This window comes from Cyclobacterium sp. SYSU L10401, from assembly GCF_010993705.1.
Lineage (GTDB): Bacteria > Bacteroidota > Bacteroidia > Cytophagales > Cyclobacteriaceae > Cyclobacterium.
Genome location: NZ_WOFO01000014.1, coordinates 57134 through 80823, shown reverse-complemented (window position 1 = coordinate 80823; position 23690 = coordinate 57134). Strand labels below are relative to the sequence as shown.

Annotated in this window: 16 protein-coding genes; 14 read left to right on the top strand and 2 right to left on the bottom strand. The window is 41.2% G+C overall.

Going from position 1 to position 23690, the window contains the following annotated elements; translation table 11 throughout:
* Positions 1-2 precede the first annotated feature (2 nt).
* The 11 genes from GL182_RS22550 (at position 3) to GL182_RS22500 (ending at position 14676) form a co-directional block, all read left to right on the top strand.
* Positions 3-3302: a hypothetical protein gene (locus GL182_RS22550; protein WP_163382062.1), complete on the top strand. Its 3300-nt coding sequence runs from the start codon at positions 3-5 to the stop codon at positions 3300-3302.
* Positions 3303-3343: 41 nt separating this feature from the next.
* On the top strand, positions 3344-5047 hold the full coding sequence (locus GL182_RS22545) for a phospholipase D-like domain-containing protein (RefSeq protein WP_163382061.1): 1704 nt from the start codon (positions 3344-3346) through the stop codon (positions 5045-5047).
* Between the two features lie 62 nt (positions 5048-5109).
* On the top strand, positions 5110-5667 hold the full coding sequence (locus GL182_RS22540; protein ID WP_163382060.1) for a hypothetical protein: 558 nt from the start codon (positions 5110-5112) through the stop codon (positions 5665-5667).
* Between the two features lie 313 nt (positions 5668-5980).
* Entirely contained in the window at positions 5981-7027 is a 1047-nt protein-coding gene (locus GL182_RS22535; protein ID WP_163382059.1) for an alpha/beta hydrolase, read from the top strand.
* A gap of 108 nt (positions 7028-7135) precedes the next feature.
* Complete coding sequence (locus GL182_RS22530) at positions 7136-7663, top strand: nuclear transport factor 2 family protein (protein ID WP_163382058.1); 528 nt, start codon at positions 7136-7138, stop codon at positions 7661-7663.
* A gap of 48 nt (positions 7664-7711) precedes the next feature.
* Positions 7712-8230, top strand: a complete 519-nt coding sequence (locus GL182_RS22525) for a VOC family protein (protein WP_163382057.1) — start codon at positions 7712-7714, stop codon at positions 8228-8230.
* A 341-nt stretch (positions 8231-8571) separates the two neighbouring features.
* Positions 8572-8814 carry a DUF4160 domain-containing protein gene (locus GL182_RS22520; protein ID WP_163382056.1) on the top strand — a complete coding sequence of 81 codons (243 nt, stop codon included), beginning with the start codon at positions 8572-8574 and terminating at the stop codon, positions 8812-8814.
* Between the two features lie 12 nt (positions 8815-8826).
* Positions 8827-9006 carry a DUF2442 domain-containing protein gene (locus GL182_RS22515; protein WP_163382055.1) on the top strand — a complete coding sequence of 60 codons (180 nt, stop codon included), beginning with the start codon at positions 8827-8829 and terminating at the stop codon, positions 9004-9006.
* A gap of 640 nt (positions 9007-9646) precedes the next feature.
* A complete protein-coding gene (locus GL182_RS22510) occupies positions 9647-12760 on the top strand; it encodes a SusC/RagA family TonB-linked outer membrane protein (protein WP_163382054.1) in 3114 nt (1037 codons plus the stop codon).
* 18 nt (positions 12761-12778) lie between these two features.
* The gene (locus GL182_RS22505) at positions 12779-14335 is read left to right on the top strand and encodes a RagB/SusD family nutrient uptake outer membrane protein (protein WP_163382053.1); all 1557 of its coding nucleotides are present in this window, start codon (positions 12779-12781) and stop codon (positions 14333-14335) included.
* A 116-nt stretch (positions 14336-14451) separates the two neighbouring features.
* Positions 14452-14676 (top strand): helix-turn-helix domain-containing protein, encoded by a 225-nt coding sequence (locus tag GL182_RS22500; protein ID WP_163382052.1) that lies wholly within the window; start codon positions 14452-14454, stop codon positions 14674-14676.
* Between the two features lie 70 nt (positions 14677-14746).
* On the opposite strand, the gene GL182_RS22495 is transcribed toward GL182_RS22500, so the two are convergent.
* Complete coding sequence (locus GL182_RS22495) at positions 14747-15625, bottom strand: mechanosensitive ion channel family protein (RefSeq protein ID WP_163382051.1); 879 nt, start codon at positions 15623-15625, stop codon at positions 14747-14749.
* A gap of 13 nt (positions 15626-15638) precedes the next feature.
* Between GL182_RS22495 and GL182_RS22490 the strand changes: the two genes are divergently transcribed.
* Both GL182_RS22490 and GL182_RS22485 read left to right on the top strand, forming a co-directional pair.
* Positions 15639-15833, top strand: coding sequence for a hypothetical protein (locus GL182_RS22490; RefSeq protein ID WP_163382050.1), 195 nt, complete (start codon positions 15639-15641; stop codon positions 15831-15833).
* Positions 15834-16175: 342 nt separating this feature from the next.
* Positions 16176-19376, top strand: a complete 3201-nt coding sequence (locus GL182_RS22485; RefSeq protein WP_163382049.1) for a chemotaxis protein CheB — start codon at positions 16176-16178, stop codon at positions 19374-19376.
* Positions 19377-19593: 217 nt separating this feature from the next.
* Here the strand turns inward: GL182_RS22485 and GL182_RS22480 are convergent, their stop codons facing one another.
* Positions 19594-20013: a hypothetical protein gene (locus GL182_RS22480; protein WP_163382048.1), complete on the bottom strand. Its 420-nt coding sequence runs from the start codon at positions 20011-20013 to the stop codon at positions 19594-19596.
* A 617-nt stretch (positions 20014-20630) separates the two neighbouring features.
* Between GL182_RS22480 and GL182_RS22475 the strand changes: the two genes are divergently transcribed.
* Positions 20631-23690 (top strand): SusC/RagA family TonB-linked outer membrane protein, encoded by a 3060-nt coding sequence (locus GL182_RS22475; protein WP_163382047.1) that lies wholly within the window; start codon positions 20631-20633, stop codon positions 23688-23690.

Here is a 23690-nt window from a genome sequence, read left to right as displayed (position 1 = left end):
AAATGATCAAAGAAATTTTCAGATTTTCAATTATTCATAATCCTCAAGCAATATCAAATGAGAGGTTAAAGGACTCCACAATCCAGATTATTGAAGAGGAGGTCAGTAACTACAAAATATTTTCCGGACTTGTAAAAATGCGCATTGAGGATAAATCCTTGGAACAAATAAAGCAATCTGCAAAAAGAGCAATGCAGACAAATGCTTTTCTCAAGAATAGGAAACAATTGAGAACAAAATTGTTCGAATTTGACGACTGGATGTTAACACAAAAGAATATTGATGTTGATGTCATAATCACTTTTTCAACACAATTATTTGAAGACTTAAAAAAATTCGTCGAAAGTATAGAATTTCAACAGGATAAGCGCCTGATTGCTGATAGTCTCATAGCTGCCTCCGTGGTGAAACCTTCTGTAGTGGGCTTACGAAGTCGCCTGATGCGGTTATGTAGACATATAGCCTTGTTGGAGTACCTGGCTAAAGAAGATGGAGAAAAGAAAACCCCGAAAAAAGTACGAAAGATAAGACGTGCTACCTTATTACTCCCCTCACAGTTATTTCCATTACCTAATCAGAACAAAGAAAGAAAAGAAAAAAATGATAAAGAGCAGGAAAAGAAAAGAGACGCACTGAAAAAACGGATTCAGGAAATTAATGACCTGAATAAAAAAATTGAAGAAAGCAGCAAAGCCATTGATGAACTTTCAAATGCCTATTCACTACACCTTCTTGAATTGAAAAAAAGCCCGAAAAGGAGGGAGGGGAAAAAAGCAAACCTTTCGGCACTTCCAACAGATAAGTTCAAAGCGCTTAGTAACACAACAAAGGATATTATCTCAAATAAAATAGGCTTAAAGGATGATATTGTGGACATTCCCTATGCCTTAGAAGCTATAGAACAAGAAATTACTCTTCAATCAAAAAAAATAAACGTCGATGGTTTTAAAGATGAACTTATGGGTGTACTGGACACCTTCGTTCTGGTTAAAAAAAAATGCGGTGCCTGTGAAGTGGTCGTGGTAGAGGAGAAGAAAAAAGAAAATAATTTTACAGGACTTACCAAAGGACATGTTAATAATATTGGAGAACAGGACTTGTTGATGGTCCGTCAGGAGCTACTTGACTATGAACCGGGCGAAATTGCCCATATTGAAAATGTTCTTAAAGGAGAATTTAAAAGCAGGCAACATCGTAAACTGGACAGAACGGAGGAAACTGTATTTGAGGAGACGGAAAGAGAGGAGGAATTTGAAAAGGACTTGGAAACCACGGATCGATTTGAATTACAGTCAGAAACATCAAAAACTATTAGTCGAGATGTGAGCAAAGAAGCTGGGATAACCACGAGTGCATCATACGGTCCGGTGAAGGTTGAAGCCCACGGGAATTATGCCAGTGATACGGCCACCGAAACCAGCAGAAGGTCGGCTTCCAATTATTCAAAAGATGTTGTCAGCCGGTCGGTACAAAAAATAAAAGAACGCGTGTTGCAACGACGTTCAAAAACCACCATAAGCGAAGTAGAGGTTATCAATAAACATAAGATTGATAACTCTCCTTCTGAAACTAATACAAATAATGGTCATATCACGGGGATTTACAAATGGGTAAATAAACTATACCAAGCACAAGTTTTCGATTATGGTAAAAGAGGTACACTGGAATTTTTAATTCCCGAACCGGCTGCATTTTACCGCTATGCCATGTCAAAAAAACCTTTAGAAGGTACAAAGGTTCCAAAACCGGATGAACCTGGCTTTTGTGAGAATGGAGTTTTTTCAAAACTTAAACCCACCGATTTGAAATTATCCAACTATATGTGCTTTGTGAGCAAGTATGGGGTAAGTGATGTTACACCACCGCCACCTGAATTTATCGTGCAATCAGGAGCCATAAGCGTACATTTTCAAGCTGAAAATAGCATACAAATGGCAGGTGACGAGACTAAGCAAGTAACAATTCCTTCAAATTATAGAGCAAAATCTGCTGAATATGTTTTAGCTGCAGGCAGATCGCATGAATCAGCAGGACCTGGGGGAACAAATGCAGCGAATTTTGGTGTGAGGGTCACATGCGGTAATAATTTGATCCTTTCAAGAACACTGACTGATCAAAGTAGAGAAACAGATGTTGGAAATGTTCAGGAAGAAAATGAGATTGTGAATGGATTGCCCATAATAACAGCTCATCCGGTTATACTAAACTTTGACTATAATTTTGATAATGAATTGTTTCTTAATAAAGGACCCAATGAAATACTACTGGATAACGAGGAAGAAGAAATAGAACTAGGAATAGCTTACTCAGCGGATATAAATTTTTATGCAATCTTAAATGTAGCCATTACCTGTGAGCGAAAACAGGAAGCTTTTCAACAATGGCAAATAGATACTTATTCGGCTATAATCAATGCCTATAATGGCTTGAAATTGGATTACGAAGAATCGTTACAGGCCCAATCATTTGAGACCGAAATTAATATTCAGGGACAAAATCCTTTGATTAACCGGGAAACAGAGAAAACTGAGTTAAAAAAACATGCCATCTCCATTTTGACAGGTCAGGAGTACGAAGGCTTTAATGCCATGTGGCAAAACTTAAACCAAGGGTTGGGTTTTCCGGAAATAGACCTGGAAGATGCGAAAGTAGAAGGCCAGTTTGTACAGTTTTTTGAACAGGCCTTCGAATGGCAGCATGCAACGTACTTGTTTTATGATTATTTCTGGGGGAGAAAAGATAACTGGATAGACACACTGCATCTGAAAGATACGGATCCATTGTTCGAAAAATTTCTGAAGGCAGGCTATGCCCGTATGTGGGTGCCCATCAGACCGGGTTTTCAAGATGTCATTGGTAATTATATAGAATCAGGTGGAGAGCCCTGGGAAACCATTGATGCTCCACAACCGGAAACAGATGCGGAAGAGGATACATTAAGCCAATATCCAACAGTGCCACTAATTGAACAACTCAAGGAGCAAATGGACAACGAGTTTATTGAAAGACCTGGTAAGATTGAAGCAGAAAAGGACAGTAATGAAATTCAAGGCAAGGACGGCACTGATTTTACTGAAGATGATATTGACCGGGAAATTTTAATTGGTCTAAAAAGCTACCGCATTATTAACGTGGATGAAGCCAATCAAAAAGTAACACTGAATAAACCATTTCCCTATGACGATGGCACATTTGGGGTATCCTTAGGAGCGACTTATGTGGGTGAATCGTGGGTGGTTGAGTTGCCGACAAGTTTGTTGTGGTTGGATGAGGAATCTAAATTAGATGTTTTTAAGGATTAAGTTTTCATTCTTTTGATATGCCGATTTCATGGAATAAAATATTGAATCAAAATGTAAACCAAACTACTCTGAATAGTAAAATTGAATATTTTGTTGAGGGGGTTGAATATTTTCAACACCTTACTAGTTCAATTCAGAAAACTACCCGGAAAGGTGACTTTATATACATATTGGGGTGGATGCTTGACATCAACTTCAATCTTGTGCCAGATGATGAAAGTACAAAATTATCTAATTTGCTATTAAATGCGGTAAAACAGGGAGTAGCCGTAAGAGTCTTGCTCTGGGATAACCCACTATACTATAAGAAAAATATTTACGCCATTAATTTTCTAAATGAACTTGCGGAAAATAACAAGAAATTTGATGTTATCGCACTTACTGATAATGTAGTGTACAGGCCGTTAGTAGCTAGTAAAGCAATAGCAAGCCTCAAATCAAAATTGCCAATCCCGAAAAATTGGTTTGGAGACTTATTTATAGAGTTATTGACATCTGTCATAGATTTACCAAGCTCATTAGCTCCGATAAAAAAATTGTTTGCAATTGATAATGTTGCATCACACCATGAAAAAGTTGTTTTAATACAAAATGCTGATGGCTTAAGGGCATATTGTGGGGGAATGGACATTAACAAAAACAGATTGTTTAGTCAATTTGATGTCCAATGTTGTATTCATTCCGATGGTGCAGAACAAATATTTAAGAAATTTAGCGTAAGATGGAAAGGTATTGAATATAAGTGGAATAATAATCCATTAACGAGGCACTTTAAACTGCCCAAAATATACTTCCCGCAGGCAATGTATAATCCAGACAACAATAATGAATATCCAATGATGGGTGTGATTGGTACTTATAATACACCTAAAAATTTCAGGAAAAACATTAATGATAGAACCGCAAAACGAACATTGTTAGCAATCATAGAAAATACAAAAGACTACATATATATTGAGGATCAGTATATTATAAGTCTGGAGATTGCGAAAGCCTTACATAAAGCCTTAAGAAAAGGTTTGAAGAAGCTAATCATCTTAACTCAAGATTCAGAACTTGCTAAACCAGATTTAATTTTCCCTTATAGAGCTAGGCGCAAGTTTTATCAAACTTTAAAATATGGGAGAATCCCAAATAGAAATACGTTAGAAAAAACTAGTTCTATTGCGGAATTTGATAAGAAAGTACGTGTGTATCAAATAGCACCTGCGCATAAACAATTTTATTCATGGAGAGAAGTCGTTCACTCAAAACTATTGATAGCTGATGATGAAATTATGACAATGGGATCATTTAATTGTAATTATAGATCACTTGAAGTAGATAGTGAAACTGGAATTGTAATTTATGAACCCAACAAGGACTCAGTGTTTTCGATTCGAAATTTTAAAAGAAAACTTTTTAGCCGGTATTATTTGGGCCCTTTAAGAAATGATAAAGAGATTGCTGATTTAATGGAAGATCCATTTAATTGGCCAGACGTAACAATCACAATTTGTCCATTAAATTTCTTTGGAGAAGATAAAGACATTGAAATAAACAAGTTTTTACGTGCATATGCGGCAAGAGAAAGCAAGATGATGGACGAAGCATCAAAAAATCCTAAGTATGATCAACTATCAAATATTCCTTCACTTAATATTATTGAGAAATGTGATGAGCTTGCAAAATATACATTAACCAAGGAATTTGAAGATTTAGTTTGGGATATCGTAGAAGCTCATTATGGACCTAAAAATTTATAAATTGTTAGATTTAGAATGTAAGGTGAAAAAAACAATGCTGTTCAACCTAAAATCAAATAACTATGGATTTTCTTTTACCTACGATATTTAGCGCAACCGTTATGGGGGCAGTGGTAACTGTACTTCTCAATTTACTTTTCAAAAAACGCTTAGAACAAATTACCCACGATATAAAAATCCAAACGGAAAAGATTGCTTTGATCCAAAAATCGCAATACACCTGGAAAGAACAGGCCATCGCAGAATTATTGGGACCCATGAATATACATTTGAACAGAACGGAAAGGGCTTTTAAAAAATTAAAAGCAAATGATCTTTACGTGGAAGCAAAAATATTAAAAGATAGCAATGAAAAAATAAGAGATATGTTATTATTAAAAAGTCATTTCATCCCGTCAGGGCTCACTGAAGATGCAGATAAATTAGTGGAGCACTATGACCGGTATCTCGAGAAATTCGAGGAAAAACGTAAACGTGAAAATCCGGATTTAGACACCCCTTTCATTTTTGTTGGACCTGACGGATTTCCATTTCCCAAAAATTCTGCTAAACGCTTTCAAGAGGAATATACCACTATGTGGGAAAAAGTGTATGGAATTCAGAATGAACCTAAAAATTAAAAGTGAATAAGATTCTACTCATTCTTCATGTCTATGGAACCATTTAAAATGATAGTTAAAATTGCTGCAAGTATTGAATTCAGTAAAAAGCTTGAAAAATTGGCCATTAATTATAGGGGATCATGGAAACAAGCTTTGGACTGATGATGGAAGAGTAATTAACGACATGTTGCCTTTTTTCGATCGCTACTTGGAATTCGAATAAACTTAACATGCTAACCGACAGCTATACGAAAATGAACCACAATTATCGGTCTTCTCATAACCATAACAATGTGACTGATAAATTTCAGTATCCTTTAAAAATTATAATATGAAAAAATTTAATCTATTCCTAACCCTTCTTCTATTTGCACATTTTGGAGTAGCACAGCAATTAGCTCCTACAATAGTAGCTGACAGTCTGTATGCTGCTTCTCTGGAAAATAAAGTTGAAGAAAATCCCACAAGAAGCATATTGGTTTATTTGCCTCCGGGATATGAAGAAAATCCAGCTAAAAGATACCCTGTGGTATATTACCTGCATGGGTTTACATCGAGTGATAGCACGAACCTGAATTGGTTTGCTACTGATAAAAAACTTGAGATTGCTTATGAAATGAATAAAATAAGACCGTTCATCCTTGTGGTTCCTAATCAGCATACCCTCTATAAGGGAAGTTTTTATACAAACTCTTCCCTTACTGGTAATTGGGCCGATTTTACTGCAATAAATCTGGTTAGCTATATCGACAGTAAATACAGGACGATACCTAATAGGGATAGTCGTGGTGTTTGTGGTTGGTCAATGGGCGGTCATGGTGCAATAAAAATGGGCATGTTTTACCCTGATGTATTTTCATCTGCATATGCCATGTCTCCCGCTATGCTCACGCTATGTTGTGACTGGGGAGCAAACAATATGGGATTTAAAGACGCACAGGAAATTCAAAAAAGGGAAGCACTGTTCGATCAAGGATTCGAGGGTACAGCGATGGTCGCCCTTGGCCGCGCTTTTTCACCCAATCCGAATAACCCACCATTTTATGCAGACATGCCCTTTTCATGGGAGCGAGATACGCTTCTTACTCACTATGATGTATTGAAAAAGTGGTATAAAAACCTGCCTTATGATATGCTCGATTCATATGCCGAAAACTTTAGTAAACTAAACGCTTTTAAGATTGACTGGGGTAAACACGATGAATTCCAATATTTGCCGATCACCTGCCGAATGTTCAGTGAAAAACTGGAAGCACTAGGCATTGAACATGATGCCGAAGAGTATATCGGTACACATTCAAGTAATTTGTGGACTCCTGATGGTCGTATGATCAATGATGTGTTTCCTTTTTTCGATCGCTACTTGGAATTCGAATAAACTGAAGGTTATAACGCTTCAGAAAATTCCAAACACCCTTAAAGGACCTACGCTTCTTATACTCAGAGTTATGGACCAAATATTATAAAACCTTAAAAATTTGAAAATATGAAGTGGTTAATCATTATAGTTATTTTACCTATTCTTGGTTGTAGTCAACAATCCGAACGATTATCAATGGGTGAAATCGAACAAATAAAAGGCGATATCATCGAGCGTTCGGAAAAGCATGCAAGTGATTTGGAAAATATGGATTATGAATCTGTTATGACATTTTATGCAGAAGACCTTATAGTCTTTGGAGATGGTTATTACTGGGGGGACTATATGACTATGGACGGAATCTGGAGAGACCTTCTTGGAGAAGGGGGCTGGAAGAAAATCTTGAAATGGGATTTACAAACCCATAAAGTTCTTGTGTTTTCAAGAGATGCTGCTTCATATTTGGTTGAATTTGACCATGAGCATTTAGATGATAAAGGTGATACAGTCCTGAGTAGCGGTTGCTTTACTTACGGAATGCAGAAAATTGATGGAGAATGGAAAGCAGTGACTGCACATGTTTCCCATACTCCTTTTAGAACGGATGATGATAAATGGTGGTCAAAATACGCACCTTCGAATAGGGATAAATAGAAATGAAACCAAAAGACCTTTTACGGCATTTTAAAAAAAAAATAGCGTATGAATAAGCAATTTAAAATTATGGGAATCCTGATTTTCGCTATATTCATAATTTATGGATTTAAGAGCCTAACCAGCCCCGTTGAGGTAATGTCTATTGGAGTTATCGTTTCAGATTTGGATGAATCCTATAAATTCTATACCGATATCATTGGGATGGTAAAAGAGGACAGGTATCACCAGTCGAGTGAAACATCTACTAAATATGGGGTTAATAGCGGAAAGGAGTTTAATATTATTAATTTGAGAATGCAGTGTGATGGTTATTCCTTAAAATACAAACTCAATAAAACCAAAGGTGACTTGCCGGAGATTCCATTTAGTAATGAAAATGAATATTATGGTTTTGAAAGAATAGGTTCAAGTTATTTCTCTATTGATGTCAAGAATGTTGAGCCTTACATTGAAAGATTAGACAAAAATCATATTAAATATAAGTTAGCCGTCCTTCCGAATGATCGGAAAATCATCCTTGTTCATGACCCTGATGGCGTGCTTTTGGAAATAAGAGGATTTTAAGTGAGCCAATGATAATAAAATGCACCATTTTGAATCAGTAATGGAAGGGAAAGTGGTAAAAATGGCAGTCCGGATTTTTGTTGGACCGAAAAGCAGTCCGTTTTTGGTGAAAATAGTACTTTTTAGGTTCAAAAATTGAGTTCCGAATCGGAATGTTAAATAAATAGCTCAGGTTTAAAAGTGTTGTCTTTTGCCATTGCAAATGGTCTTTTGAAGATTGCGTTACTCAGTTAGTGTAGATTCTCAAACAGAAGGGTGAAGTGAATACTAGCGGCAGCGGGGTCTCTTCTGTCAATCTGCGGTCGATCGCGTGACCCAATCTACAGAAGCGGTAAGCTTGCTTGGTATGCCATTCAGGTCCAACCCCTTCTAACGACCATTCTCCACCTCATTTCCATGTGGTTTACCAAGACAATGAAGCCTTGATTGACATTAAAACGTTGGAAATATTGGAAGGTCATTTGCCGAAAAGGGCCAAGACCTTAACGATTGAATGGGCAATAGAACACAGAGATGAGTTATTAGAAAATTGGCAAAAAGCCAGAAGTCGTGAGCCGCTAAATAAAATTGAACCGTTAGATTAAAATTTTATAGTTATGATAAGTATAACAAAATTTAAAATACTGGATGGTAACAAAATTTATTTTAATTTCAGTGATCAATCGGAAAAAACCATCGATTTCGCCCCGTTTATCGGAGAAGATAAGTTGAGTAAACCCCTGTCAGATCCAGATTATTTCCGAACGGTTGCGCTTTATGACCATAGGGCGAATTGAATCCGGGGACATCCAAAATTTTAAATACTTAGACTTGTAATCAGGACATCAGCCCTAAAGCATAGGAATTGATTCACAAACCTGTATTCCTTAAAACCAACTAACCCTAACGCTGCTTCCCGTTTAAATCGTATTTGAAATTTATTTTTTTATGCTTGATTTCTTTTTTATTATTAAAATTTATCCTTAAAATTACCATCTCGTCAAGCAGCAATTATACCTAAAACCGGCTATTTCTCAGAATTAGTAGATTAATTCATCATTTTAGTATTCTGGCATTCATATTCCAGCAATAGGAGGGAATTTATGCCTTGTCCTATAAATATTTTAATCCTTACATTTAAAAAATAATTTAATTGAAAAAGAATGTATAATATATTAATAAGATAAAAAATACTCTTTTCAGCAGGTATGATTTAGTATAAACAGCGTTAAAGATTATTTTTTATGCTATTTGAAGAAACTAAGTTCAAAAATAATTAATCAAATAGTTAAAATTTCAGGCCTATGTAAAAAAGTCTCATTTGTAAAAAAGGCGTAGTAAAATAGATGCCCTTTTCCACAAGCCAGGCCAACCATGCCTGAAGATCTATTTGCCTTTTAAGCGTTCACTTTTAACAAACTTAAATTCTACCACATCATGAAAAAACCACTACTCAGGGAGTATGTTTCAAGCCTTGTATTGCTGATGGCTTTACAGCTGTTCTACCCCTTTTTACCTAAAAGTCATGCCCATACCGTTTTTGAGGAACTAAACGGCTCGCTTGTTTCGCTCGAACGAAACGGCCTTGAAGGGCAGCAAATGGCCGATGTTACGATCACCGGTACCGTGTCGGACCCTAACGGAGAACCCATTCCCGGGGCAACGATTTCTTTGCCCGGAACGACCATCGGAACCGCCACCGATTTGGATGGAAACTATTCATTGACCGTACCTGAAGGCTCTGAAATTGTATTTTCCTTTATTGGTTTTGAGAGCCAGCGGGTCGCTATCGGTGATCGTTCTATCATCAATGTAACCTTGGTGGAGTCCACGTCTTCCCTGGAAGAGGTAGTGGTAGTAGGCTTTGGTACCCAAAAGAGAGCCAATGTCACCGGTGCCGTGAGTACCGTCGCAGGAGAGGATCTGGCCAGGCGTCCGGTGTTAAATACCGCAGCGGCCCTGCAGGGCACTACGCCCGGTTTGAGCATTCAGAATAATGGCGGAGCACCGGGAGATGAAAGTACCAGCATTCGTATCAGGGGTGTGGGTACCCTAAATAACTCCAACCCACTGGTTTTGGTAGACGGTGTAGAGCAATCGCTCAGCACGGTGGAACCCACCAATATTGAAACCATTACGGTGCTAAAAGATGCCGCCTCGTCGGCCATATACGGATCCAGAGCAGCCAACGGCGTGATTCTGGTGACAACAAAAAGGGGCGCAGAAAGTGGGGTCTCCATCAACTACAACAATTTTGTAGGCTGGCAAAATCCGAATTTCTTTCCCGAGCCAACAGATCCCGTGACCTGGATGAGGATGGAAAACGAGGCCCAGGCCAATGTAGGAGCAAACCCCACCTACAGCGAAGAGTATATTGAAAATGTAGCTGCCGGTACGAATCCACTCGAATTCCCTTTTGCGGACTACGAGGGAGGTATTTTTAATCCAAATGCCTTCCAGCAAAGACACTCCCTGTCGCTTTCCAGCGGTGGTGAGACGGGTAGGGTATTTGCTTCCATCAATTATGCCGACACAGATGGTATCCTCCAAAACTTCAATAATAAGCAAGTCACCATGCGTATCAATTCCGACTTGTATGCTACGGACAAGCTGACAATAAAGACCAATCTGATGTACCGGAATCGAGGCTTCAGTGGCCCTGGTTTTACAGGCCAGCGGATCACGCAGGCATTACTACACATTAACCGAAACATTGTCATGGAATACCCGGATGGGACGTATGATTTGGTATCCGGTCAATGGAATGCCCGCGCCATGGCTAAAGAGGGAGAAACCAGCCGGATCAGTGATGATGTTTTTGGTCAGTTGGGATTTGCCTATACCGTCAACGATGCCCTTTCGCTGGAAGGAAACGTGACGCTCAATACCACGGCTACCGATGGGTTTGTGTTTCAGAATAGCCTTGCCGGTATGCGGAATTACGTGACCGGTGAATTGGTAAATGTGGGGGGCTGGTTTGCCACTTCCGTGCTCACCGAAAGTCAGGAAAACCGCAGAGAGCTTAGTCAACGATTGTACCTGAATTATGACCAGTCATTTGATAAGCACAGCATTCAGGGCACGGCAGGGTATGAGGAGATTTACAACCGGTATAAAGAAATTTCCGCCTCCCGGGATAATTTTTTCAGCAATGACCTCAGGGACATTAATGCCGGAGACATCCAAAACCAAAGAACGGGAGGCTTTTCTGAAGAGTGGAGGCTACGGTCTTTCTTCGGTAGGGCTAACTATACCTATGACGACCGATACATGTTCCAGGCCAACGTCAGGTATGATGGGTCCTCCCGATTCGGAGAAGGAAACCGATGGGGTATTTTCCCTTCGTTCTCTGTGGGATGGCGGATTTCTGAAGAAAATTTCATGAGAGATCAGGGGTTATTCAGTGATTTGAGACTACGAGGATCCTGGGGACAGCTAGGAAATCAGCGGATTGGCCTCTACAGGTACCTCAATACCTACAATCTGAATAATGGTTACCAGTTTAATGATAACCTGGTACCAGGCACCGCCATCACCCGGGCCGGGAACCCCGATATTACCTGGGAAACAACCACCATGAGCAATGTAGGCTTGGATATGGGTTTTCTGGATGACCGGATCGAGGTCATCGCAGAGTATTTTTACAAATACACCGATGATATTCTGATCGAATTGCCCATACCCAGGACCATTGGATACAGTCCGCCGGTACAAAATGCGGCGGCCGTTTCCAATAAGGGCTGGGAACTGGCCATTAACTACAATAGCATCCCTACCATGGATAATGGCTTTCAATATTCAATTGGGTTAAACTTTTCGGACGTAGTTAATAAGATTGAAGACCTGAAAGGAACAGGCCCCTTTTTCCCGGACAAATTTACCGTTTGGACAGAGGGAGAATCCATCAATTCCCTGCGGGGATTGAAATCTCCGGGCATTTATCGTACTCAGGAGGATTTGGATAATTATCCTGCCACGATTTTCCCAACGGTGACGATCGGAGATATTATTTACGAAGATTTAAATGGAGACGGGGTGATTTCCCAATCCCTCTATCCCGCAGGTGATCAGTATATTATGGGGAATGAAGATCCCCGATACGAGTTTGGGGTTCGGTTTAGCGCCTCTTACAAGGGTTTTGATTTCTCCATGTTTTGGCAGGGAGTTCTTCGCCAGCAGCATTCGCTGGACGGGGCATTGATGGAAGGACCAAATTACACCAATTTCATTCCGGTGACCATGGCCAGAGAGGCCTTTCATCCGGAAAGAAATCCCAATGGTACCTGGCCCATGGTGAGATCTGGTAATTCCGCCAACTTAATGGAGTCTGATTTCTGGTTGCAAAACACCAGTTACCTTCGACTGAAAAATTTTCAGCTCGGATATACCATTCCTCAAAATCTCGTAGCCAATCTTCGGGTGTACATATCGGGTGAAAACATGCTGACCTTTACGGAAACAGAGTTGTTTGATCCGGAAACCCCCAGGGGCAGGAGTCAATTTTTCCCCCATAGCAGACTTTTCAGTGGTGGCGTAACCGTCGGATTTTAATCTAAAAAGCGAAAAGAAATGAACTTACTAAAAAATACAATAAAATATATTGGGCTGGGTTATTTGGCCTTGGGTATGTTTAGCTGCGACCAGGGGCTGGATTTGCTTCCTCCCGGGGAGGTCTCCGAACTTATTTACTGGCAGCAGGAAAAGGATGCCAGACTTGCCGTTAACGGCATCTACGTGGAACTGGATGGGCCATTGATGGTCAAGGAGCTGGACGGGGTTACCGACATTGGGTTTCGTGCTCCTTCAGGACCAGGTTCCCTTCACGATGTGTCCATGGGATCCTTTGATCCGGTCAATGCAGCCATTGGGTCTACCTGGGACAGGTATTTCCGGGGCGTGCAGCGTGCCAATAATGTCCTGGCAAATATTGATCGCATAGAGCAGGGAAATCCGGAATTATTGGCCAGGTATGAAGCGGAGGCCCGATTTCTGCGGGCCTACTTTTATACGCAGTTGAGTAGTCTTTGGGGGGATGTGCCTTTGATTCTGGAACCGCTGGAAGTGACTGCACAAGTTGGCCGAACGGCTCGCTCAGAAGTGGTCGATTTTGTCATTGCTGAATTGGATCAAATCATCCAGGGCGAGCAATTGCCGCTAAGCTATGATCAGGATATCGGGAGAGCCACTCTGGGAGCTGCCATGGCCTTAAAAGCCAGGGTGGCCTATCGCAACGAAAGGTATGCTGTCGCCAGGGATGCTGCTCAAGCCGTGATGGACTTAGGAGTTTATGACTTATACCCGAACTATGAAGAATTATTTCATTACGCCGGCCAAAATTCTTCGGAAGTGATTTTTGACAGGCAGTACACCGTGGGTGGAGATACTTATAATGCCTTCTCCTTTTCGGCAGCCTCTATCGGAGGAGGATCCATCGTGGAGCCAATTCATAATTTGTTTTTAAAGTATGGCTATAAAGGACCCGAAAACCCCGATGATCCCTTTGAAAACCTGGATCCCCGCTGGTCCTACACGAGCTACTATACCGGACAACCTATTGGCACGAGTACCTTTAATTCCCTGCCGGATAGCCCAACGGCTGACCGGGTAAGGTCCACGGAATTCTCCACCGTTCATGGATATAATCTAAAAAAATGGGTGGACTATGATGCGGATGAAGGCAACCCGAATACCGGTTCTATCAATATGATTTTAATCCGGTATGCGGACGTGCTGTTGATGTATGCGGAATCAAAAATCGAATTGAATGAAATCGATGATTCTGTCTACGAGGCAATCAATAGTGTGAGGCAACGGCCGACCGTCGAGATGCCTCCCATTACCCAGGGCAAATCACAAGAAGAGTTGAGAGCCATCATCCGGGATGAAAGAGCGGTAGAGTTGGCGTTTGAAGGCTTAAGGCTGTTTGACATGAACCGATGGGGAATCGGAGAGGACAAAATAGGTTCGGTAGAAGGGCTTTATTACTTCAATGAGGAGAGTGGAGAATGGGATACCATAAACAGTGGTCTAAATCGCAATTTCCGGCCTGAAAGGGATTATCTATGGCCGATTCCACAAGCTGAAATGGATATTAATGATGTCATCACACAAAATCCCAACTATTAGGTGCATCCAAAAATACCCTGCTAAAAGCGGGCGATAAGCTAGATTAAAAAGCCACAAATGATCCATTTGTGGCTTTTTATATTGTATGCTTCTTAGGATAGCAAGGTGTTTAAGCGATGGCAATTGTGGTAAATTTAGACCTGGTAATGGCTAAACGCAAAATGTCCCTAAATGAACTTTCAGACAAAGTCGGTTTGACCTTATCAAACCTCTCCATTTTGAAAACAGGTAAAGCAAAGGCGATACGATTTAGCACTTTAGAGTCCATTTGTAGTGTATTGAAATGCCAACCGGGTGATATCTTAGAGTTTGTTGAAGAGGAAGAAAAAACGATCTCCTGATCTGCTATGGAGATTGCTAACTCGGCGATCTAAACCCCGGAAGACAAAATCGTACTGATACAGCTCTCCGTTATTCCCCAGTGCTCCCGCCCCCAACCGGGGAAGGACCTTTCAGTTCGATTATCTTACCCGGAAGGGGGTAGCCTGCTCCTTCCAGCGCCTCCAGCACGGACAGAATGGCCTGGGAGCGTACCTGTGCATCGGTATGTTTTTTATTATAGGTATTTACCCAATAGCCTACCTGTACCAGCAAATGGCTATCACCCATTTCGGTTACAAAGGCTGAGGGTCCCTTTTTACCTGCCAAAACACCCGGTACCCCTTTTATGGTATGGAGGATAAGTTCAAGGGCTTTTCTGTAATCACTTCCGTATCCCAACCCCAATTTAAAACCATAACTCAGGTATCCGTCTATGGTGTAATTGATCAGGGGGCTTTTGATGATGGAAGCATTGGGCAGAAACACGTCTTTTCCATCCAGGGTTTTGATCTGTGTGTCCCGCAGGTTCAGGGCCCGGACATTTCCGCTAAGCCCTTGAATCTCCACCTGGTCTCCAATCTTAAAGGGCCGTTTGAAGGCCAGAAGGATGCCTGCCAGAAAGTTTTCCCCGATGTCTTTCAGTGCAAAGCCTATGATAAATGCGGTGATCCCAGCCCCTGCCAGTATACCGCTGACTACTCCGGTGAGTCCCAAAAACCGGAGCAACAATGTCAGGCCGAATATCAAAATCAGCCCCCTGATGGCAGCAGCAATGAATGCCGACAACAAAGGATCATTTGTCCTTTTGCTGAGCCGGTTGATTACCAGTTTTTTGATCCAGCGAGACAAATAAATAAAGAAGATCAAGATCAGCAAGCCAATGACCAATGTGATGGCTAGTTGTTCGACATCTGCCAGGTCCCCCATGACAATGCGCTTGAGTTTTTGGAAGGATTCCTGTAGGTTCATTTATAAGGCAATTTTGAAAAGAAAAGTAGTCAAAAATTTCTGGATATCCATACCGGAATGCCAAAGTAAGCCTTTGCTTTTTATGCCTGATCCGTTTAATCCGGATGATGTATTAGGTTTAGTTATGAAAGCTGAAATGGCAAGAAAATCAGGTAGTTTAGAATCTAGCACCGCTATGGTGAAGTTGAACACCGCAACGATTGACTGATTTTGAAGTAATTTCAGTCTGTAATAGAATTCCTAATGCATTTTCGGGTTTAATCACAGCTATTTTATTTTTTATGTTTTATATAATAAATTCCAGATGATATATGATATATCTTAAAGATTTTCTCTTCAATATTAAATTATTATAAAGAGCTAAATTCCTAATTTGATGAAATTTATTGTACATTGCATACCAGGCACCAGAAAGCAGGATCAGGCGTCGTCAAGATAAAGGACCTGAATAGGCATCCAGGGGAATTATGGGCTAACCAACCAGAAATTTCATTTGATTTTGGAATCAAATGAGTACCATGCATGGCATACTGCACCAAACCCCAACACGATGAAGAAAAACAATGAGGACCAAAACCAAGATTTTTATACCATAGCCATAGGTGCCTCCGCAGGGGGAATGGAGGCCATTCATTTGCTTTTTGACCATACCCCGGAAGACGGGGTGGCATATGTGATCATACAGCACCTTTCACCTGACCATAAAAGCTTTATGGCCGAACTCCTTGCCAAGCACAGCAAGCTGGAAATATCAGTTGCTGAAAACCAAATGCCTGTATCCCCTAACCGTGTTTACCTCATACCGAAGGGAAAAAACATGACCATCAAAGGGGGATGTTTGTTTTTGACCGATAGCCGGGCCAGCCAACCCAATACTGCCATAGACATATTCTTTGATGCATTGGCTGCTGACCAGGGGGATAAGAGCATTGCTGTGGTTCTTTCGGGCACTGGTTCGGATGGCACCAAAGGCGTAGCAGCCATCAAGCAAAATGGAGGATATGTGATCGTACAGGACCCTGAAACAGCTAAGTTTAACGGAATGCCCAGAAGTGCCATTGAATCGGGTAATGCAGATGTGGTACTGCCTCCCGAAAAAATTCCCGGTGAAATCATATCCTACCTGAAAAGAGATCTGTTAGAGAGTAATTTCGGTGAGAAAATCACCGATATCGATGAAGCCGCATTATCCAATATTCTTGATCTGATCCAGGAAAACACTCCCCTTGATTTTTCAGAGTACAAACGCCCTACCATCATTAGAAGAATCGTGAGAAGAATGACCAGGAGTAAGGTTAACTCACTGAGAGAATATGCTGACTCTTTAAAAGAAAACCCGGATGAAATCAATTTTCTTGCCAAGGAATTTCTGATAAGTGTCACTGAATTTTTCAGGGATAAGGAAGCTTTTGAGGTGATAGAAGAAAAAATTATCCCTGCCATCGTAGAAAACAAATTGCAGGTGGATACTTTGAAGGTCTGGGTAGTGGGCTGTGCTACCGGGGAGGAAGCGTATTCACTGGCCATACTAATTGCGGAACACCTTACGGCAATAAGAAAAAATCTTGAAGTAAAGATTTTTGCCAGTGATATTGACAAAGCAGCCTTGCAGCATGCTTCGAAAGGAGTCTACCCTGAGAACATCAACAGGAACGTTTCCGAGGAACGGCTCAAGAAGTACTTTTCCAGGCAAGGGGATCAATTCAAGGTAAGGGACAATATCCGGAAAATGATCATTTTTGCTGACCATGATATCGTAAAGCAACCACCCTATGGAAAGATAGATTTGATTAGCTGCAGGAACCTGCTGATCTATATCAACCCCCTTTTACAGAAGAAAATCCTCTCTTCCCTTCATTTCTGCCTGAATAAGGGTGGCTACTTATTTTTGGGTCCCAGTGAAAGTCTGGGGGATTTGAGAAAATATTTCAGTGAGGTGGACAAAAAGTGGAGAATTTTTCAAAGCGTCGAAGTTGCCCGGTATTTTCGTGATACTACTTATAGCACTCCCGGATTTGAAAACCGAATGGTCAACCCAAATTACAATGCGAGCATCCAAAAGAATACCATCAAGAGTAACCTAACGGAACTCATCAACCAAACCTTGTTGGAGGAATCCGGCTATGGGGCAGGTATATGGGTGGATACTGATTTTGAAATCATTCAGACCTGTGGAGACTATGAGAAATACCTCCTTCCAAAAATATTTAATTTCAACCTGCTTGAGATGTTGCCTGAGGAGCTTTCCATAGCCACCGCCACCACGTTACACAAAGCCGTAAAGACCGGTGGTATGGCAAAGGTAGTAGATGTAAAGGTTTCCATTAAAGGTGAACAACACCTGATCAATGTCTCGGTAAAACCTTTTCTTTCAGAGGATCCATCGGATCAAAATGTCATGCTTGTTTTATTCAGCGAGGCTGAGATGGAAAACACCTCCGACACCCCAGTTGATGTCTTTAAGATGGAAGCACAAACCAGCCAATTCATTAAAGACATGAAAGGTGAACTCGTTGAAGCCAAAGCAAAGCTACGGGAAGCCTATGATGCCCTGGCTGCTTCCAATGACAATATCTCTTCATACAACGAGGAACTGATTTCCAGTAATGAAGAAATGCAAAGCACCAATGAAGAGCTTCAGTCGGTCAATGAGGAGCTGCAAACGGTAAACAATGAATACCAGCTGAAGATAAAAGAGCTGGCCGATTTAAATGATGACTTGAATAATTACTTCAAGTCCACCATCAATGCCCAGCTCTATGTAGATAAGGATTTAATTCTCAGGAAATTCACACCCTCAGCCATCCGTCAGGTCAACCTGAAAGAAAGCGATATCGGACGACTCATCAGTGATATTTCTACCAATATTAGATTCTCTACTTTAATGGATGATATCAAACAGGTGATTGCTTCCTCAGCTACTGTTAATAAAGAAGTACAAACCCTGGAAGGAAGGTGGTACCAGATGATTGCCATGCCTTACGTCAAACAGCTTGATAATTTAAATAGTGGAGCGATAATCACATTTAATGATATCACCGAATTAAAGAAGGTGCAGGACAAACTTTCAAGAATCAATGCGGATCATGACACCTTTATTTACGCTGTTTCGCATGATTTGAAAGCCCCATTGGCCAATTTGGGGGTTCTTGTTTCCTTTTTAAAAGAGTCCATAGAATTGCCAACCAGGGAAGACCAGGAAACCATGGACGTGATCATCAAGTCAATTTCCAATCTAACGATGATTATCAAGGAGCTTTCAGATATTTCGAAAATTGAGAACGAGGTAGGCGGCTATGAAGATGTCAATATTAAGGAGCTTTTGGAGGAAGTTGAATTTAGCATGAATGACCTGATCGTGAAGTCAGACGTCACCATTCACCTGGATTTAGAAGTACCGGAAATCTCTTTTGCCAGAAAAAACTTACGCAGTATCTTATCCAATATATTAAGTAATGCCATCAAGTACAGGTCCCCTGATCGAGCCCTTGAAGTGACGATAAGGTCGGAGGAATCTGCTGACTTTACGCTACTTTCTGTACAGGACAATGGATTGGGGATACCCGAAAATAAATTAAAGAAAATCTTCGGAATGTTTCAGCGGGCGCACAATCATGTGGAAGGCAGTGGGGTAGGCTTGTACCTGGTCAAAAAGACGATCATCAATGCCGGCGGAGACATCGAAGTGGAAAGTGAACTGGGTAAAGGTAGTACCTTTAAAATTTATTTTAAGAAAGCTCCAGTGCAATAAAAGGGACATGAGAAGACAGGGGTCATTTTATCTTTGCCACCACCCACTCGGTATTTCTATGATGAAAGGACATGAGTCTGATGAAAGTTCGAAAACCTGATTTCTTACCGTCTCGTTTTTAGAAAGTAGCTTTGAGGAAACTGAAATGATTTTCCCGTCCAGTTTCCTCCTATGCTTTGTTCGTTTTTTTCCAGTGGGAAAAGGATCTTTCCATTTATTAGGAGTTGCCGTCCATTTGCCTGTCTTCGCTGATTACTTCCACTTGCAGGGTATTACCGGAAGTGCTGGTAATCTTCCACTCCTGGACATGGGTTCCACCCCAAAAGGGGACATTTACTTTAAGGATATCCCCATCCTTTTCCCAGCGGCCTTCATAGTCTGTGGTGACAATGGGTGGGGTACCACACCAGCCACTATTGGCCCTGTGGATCAATTTGCCATCGCTTAAAAAGCGGTAGCCATAGGTATTTTCCTGTAGCTGATTTACCTTCTCCATGGCAAAGCCATTTTCCTGATAGTTCAGGTTGCTCCAATTTCCCACTGGGAATGGTTCTGAACCGAGGGCAGATAGGTCTTCATTTTCCATGCAGGAAAAAAACAATAGGCCGAGCACAAAAGTAAATACGGTTGTTTTCATGGGATGTAGTTTTTTGGTTTTGATGACCAGACGCAAAATGTAGAAGTTGTGTTGAGCGAAGGCCCGGATTTTTTATTTTTCCCCGCTCGCAGGATATTTGCCTGGATTATAGGATACAGTTTTACTATAAAAATCTTGTTGCAGGCAATCTCCTGGTTATAAGATTTATATCCCCTCATTCCATCTGTTAGAGGGGAAAGCTTCTTGCTGGATTTTAATATATAGAAACGCCCCCTCATTTACTTGATTTTTTTATTTTTCCTGAAGGCCTGGTCGAAATATAATTTTTGAAAGGAATAAATTTTATTTTGACCTTAGGATTGGACTGTGACTTTAAAAATAATCTTACCAAAGAAAAGGTGTTTAATAAAAAAATTATGAAAACTCTTTTTTTTGAAATCAGATAATGCATACCTTTAGGTAATGAAACAATTGGCTGTTTTTTCGTTTAAAAATTTCCATGGTTAAAGTCCTGGCAATTAAGTTATTCCCCCGCACTAAGTTTATCAACTCAACTTAAATGTCAATGACCTGAAAGTATCAAAACCATAAGGAAAATTTTAGGTGAAATCTGGCAATTCCTTTAATCAATTTATTTCTAACCTTATTAACGAGTTATGAGAATAATTTTATCAATCATGTATGGATTGGCTTTAATGCTTTTTTTGAGCGTTCAGGCCTATTCCCAAACGCGGGTCCTGACAGGCACTGTTGTGGCTGAGGAGGATGGAACGCCTATCCCCGGTGTTACCGTCCTGGACAAGACAAATCAAACCGGTACGACCACTGATGTGGACGGAAAATATTCTATTAATGTCAATGAAAACACCGTTTTGGTATTTTCATTCATAGGCTTTTCAAATCAGGAGTTTACGGTAGGAAACCGCAGCCAACTGGATGTAGAAATGTCTGAAGATGCCAGTGAATTGAATGAGGTAGTGGTGACTGCTCTCGGTTTGACCAAGGAAAAAAGAAAACTGGGGTATGCGGTCTCGACTGTCAACAGCGATGTGATGGACAAAGCAAGGGAACCAAATGTTGCCAATTCCTTGACAGGTCAGGTCGCTGGTTTGGTGGTGAAAGGAACCAACGGTGGTCCCCAGGGATCCTCCAACATTGTGCTTCGTGGTCTTCCCAGTATTTCGGGAACAGGATCTCCTCTATTTGTTATAAATGGGGTGCCCATGGATAATTCACAAAGAGGATCAGCAGGCCAATGGGGAGGATCAGACAATGGAGATGGAATCGGTAACCTCAGCCCTGATGACATCGAGTCGATGACTGTACTTAAAGGCCAGGCAGCTTCTGCCCTCTATGGTGCAAGAGCTTCCAATGGGGTCATTTTGATAACCACCAAAACCGCTAAAAAAGGAGGGGACTGGTCACTCAGCTATAACCTGAACGTGATGACAGACCAGGGCATGGATTTCACCAACTTTCAGAATGAATATGGACAGGGTAGAGGTGGACAAAGACCACAATCCGAAGCCGATGCCCGGACTACCGGAAGATTTGCCTGGGGTGAACCCATGGGAGGCACTGTGATCGGATACGATGGTAACGAGTATCCCTATGCCCCTTCCAGTGAAAATTACATGGATTTTTACCGGACAGGCACCAATGTGACCAATTCGGTATCGGTTTCCAAAGGACTTGGAGAAGATGGTGCTTTCAGGCTTTCCATTTCGAACCTGAATTCCAACTCCATTGTACCCAACAGTGGTAACGACCGGCTGAATATCAACCTGAATGTTGACCAGAATATCACTGATAAACTCAATGTGTCTGCCATGATCAATTACATTGATCAGAAAAGCACCAACATTCCAAACCTGAGTGATGGCCCTAAAAACCCGAACAACTTTTTGTTCCTGGCTCCCAATATTGCGCCGAGTATATTTGCACCCGGCTACGATGAGGAAGGAAGAGAAATTGTTTTTAGTGATGATATATTTGTAACCAACCCCTATTTTATCACCAATAGAGGGATCAATGACAGGGGGAGAAAAAGAACAATTTCCACCCTTTCGGCCAAATATAGCTTTACGCCTAAGGTCTATGCCTTGCTCCGTATGGGAAATGATGTGTCTAACGATGACTTTTTCGGAGTAGATCCTACCGGTATTGCCTTCTCAGCAGATTTAAAAGGTAACCTCAACAGCAGAAGTTTATCCAACAGGTCCGAATTAAATGTGGATGCCTTGTTTGGTGCCGATCTGATGCTGAATGAAGATATTTCAGTAGATGCCCTTTTAGGAGGCACCTTCCGAAACAACAGGTTCGAGGAAGTGGGCGTAGGCGGATCCAGGTTCGTGATTCCCGGATTGTATTCCCCATTCAATGTAGAGGTATTTAACCGATCTTATGGGTTTAATGAGCGGGAAGTGGTTTCGGGTTTCTACTCCGTGGGATTTGGATACAGGGACTTTCTGACCTTGACTACCACGGGACGTTATGATGTATACAGTACCTTGCCGACCAACAACAACAGTATCTTCTCTCCATCGGTAACGGGAGCATTTCTGTTTGATCAGTTACTGAATATTCCTGCCCTGGATTTCGGTAAATTGAGGGCTTCTTATGCGGTGACAAGTGGCGAACCTTTCGCAGCTTACCAAACCCAGTTTTACTACAATTCAGCCAACTCTTTTAATGGAGTAGCAGCCGGATCATCTCCCTTGAGTCTGCCCAATCTTTTCTTGAAACCGTTCACTACGGACGAAATTGAATTGGGGCTGGATCTAAGTTTCCTGAATAACCGGCTGACTTTTGACGTGGCTTATTTCTCGAAAACGACCAATAACGAGATCATGAATGCAAGTTACAGTATCGCTTCAGGCTTTAACAGTGCAGTAGTAGCCACCGGATCAACCAATAATGAAGGATTGGAATTGATGGTGACCGCTATACCGGTACAGACCACGGACTTTACCTGGAAAACCTCATTCAACTTTACCAATGTGAGAAATGAGGTGCTGAGCACTAACCTGGACAACAACCCGATCAATCTGGGTCAGAACAGGGCGACCCTTGGGAATGCTGTTACGGCTTATGTTCCTGGTCTTCCTGGTCCTCAAATCAGGGCTTATGATTACCAGTACGATGCCAATGGAGACATCGTAGTAGATAATTCCGGTTTGCCGGTAAGGGGAGAGCTTAAAAATTGGGGTTCTGTATTGCCCACGCATTATGGTGGATGGAATAACGAGTTTAATTACAAAGGCGTATCCTTTTCATTTTTGGTAGATTATAACTTTGGAAACAAAGTATTGTCCGCCACTGAATTTTATTCGCACTTCAGGGGCTTGCATCAGAACACCCTTGTTGGTAGAGAAAACGGTATCACCACCAATGAAATCACGGCACCTGCTGAAAACTATTATCAGGCACTCGTGCAGAATGTGACCAGAACCAGTGTGGTCGACGGTGATTTTATCAAGCTCCGCCAATTGACTTTTGGGTACGCTTTCCCGGAAAAGTGGTTTAATTCCGTTCCTGTATTTAAGGGGTTGACAGCGTCAGTTGTGGCTAGAAACCTGGCCATATTGATGAGAAAGACCGAGAATATTGACCCTGAGGCTACATTCGGTGCCAATATCAACTACCTGGGAATTGAAGGAACCAACTTGCCGCCCACCCGATCTATTGGATTCAACTTAAATTTCAAATTGCACTAA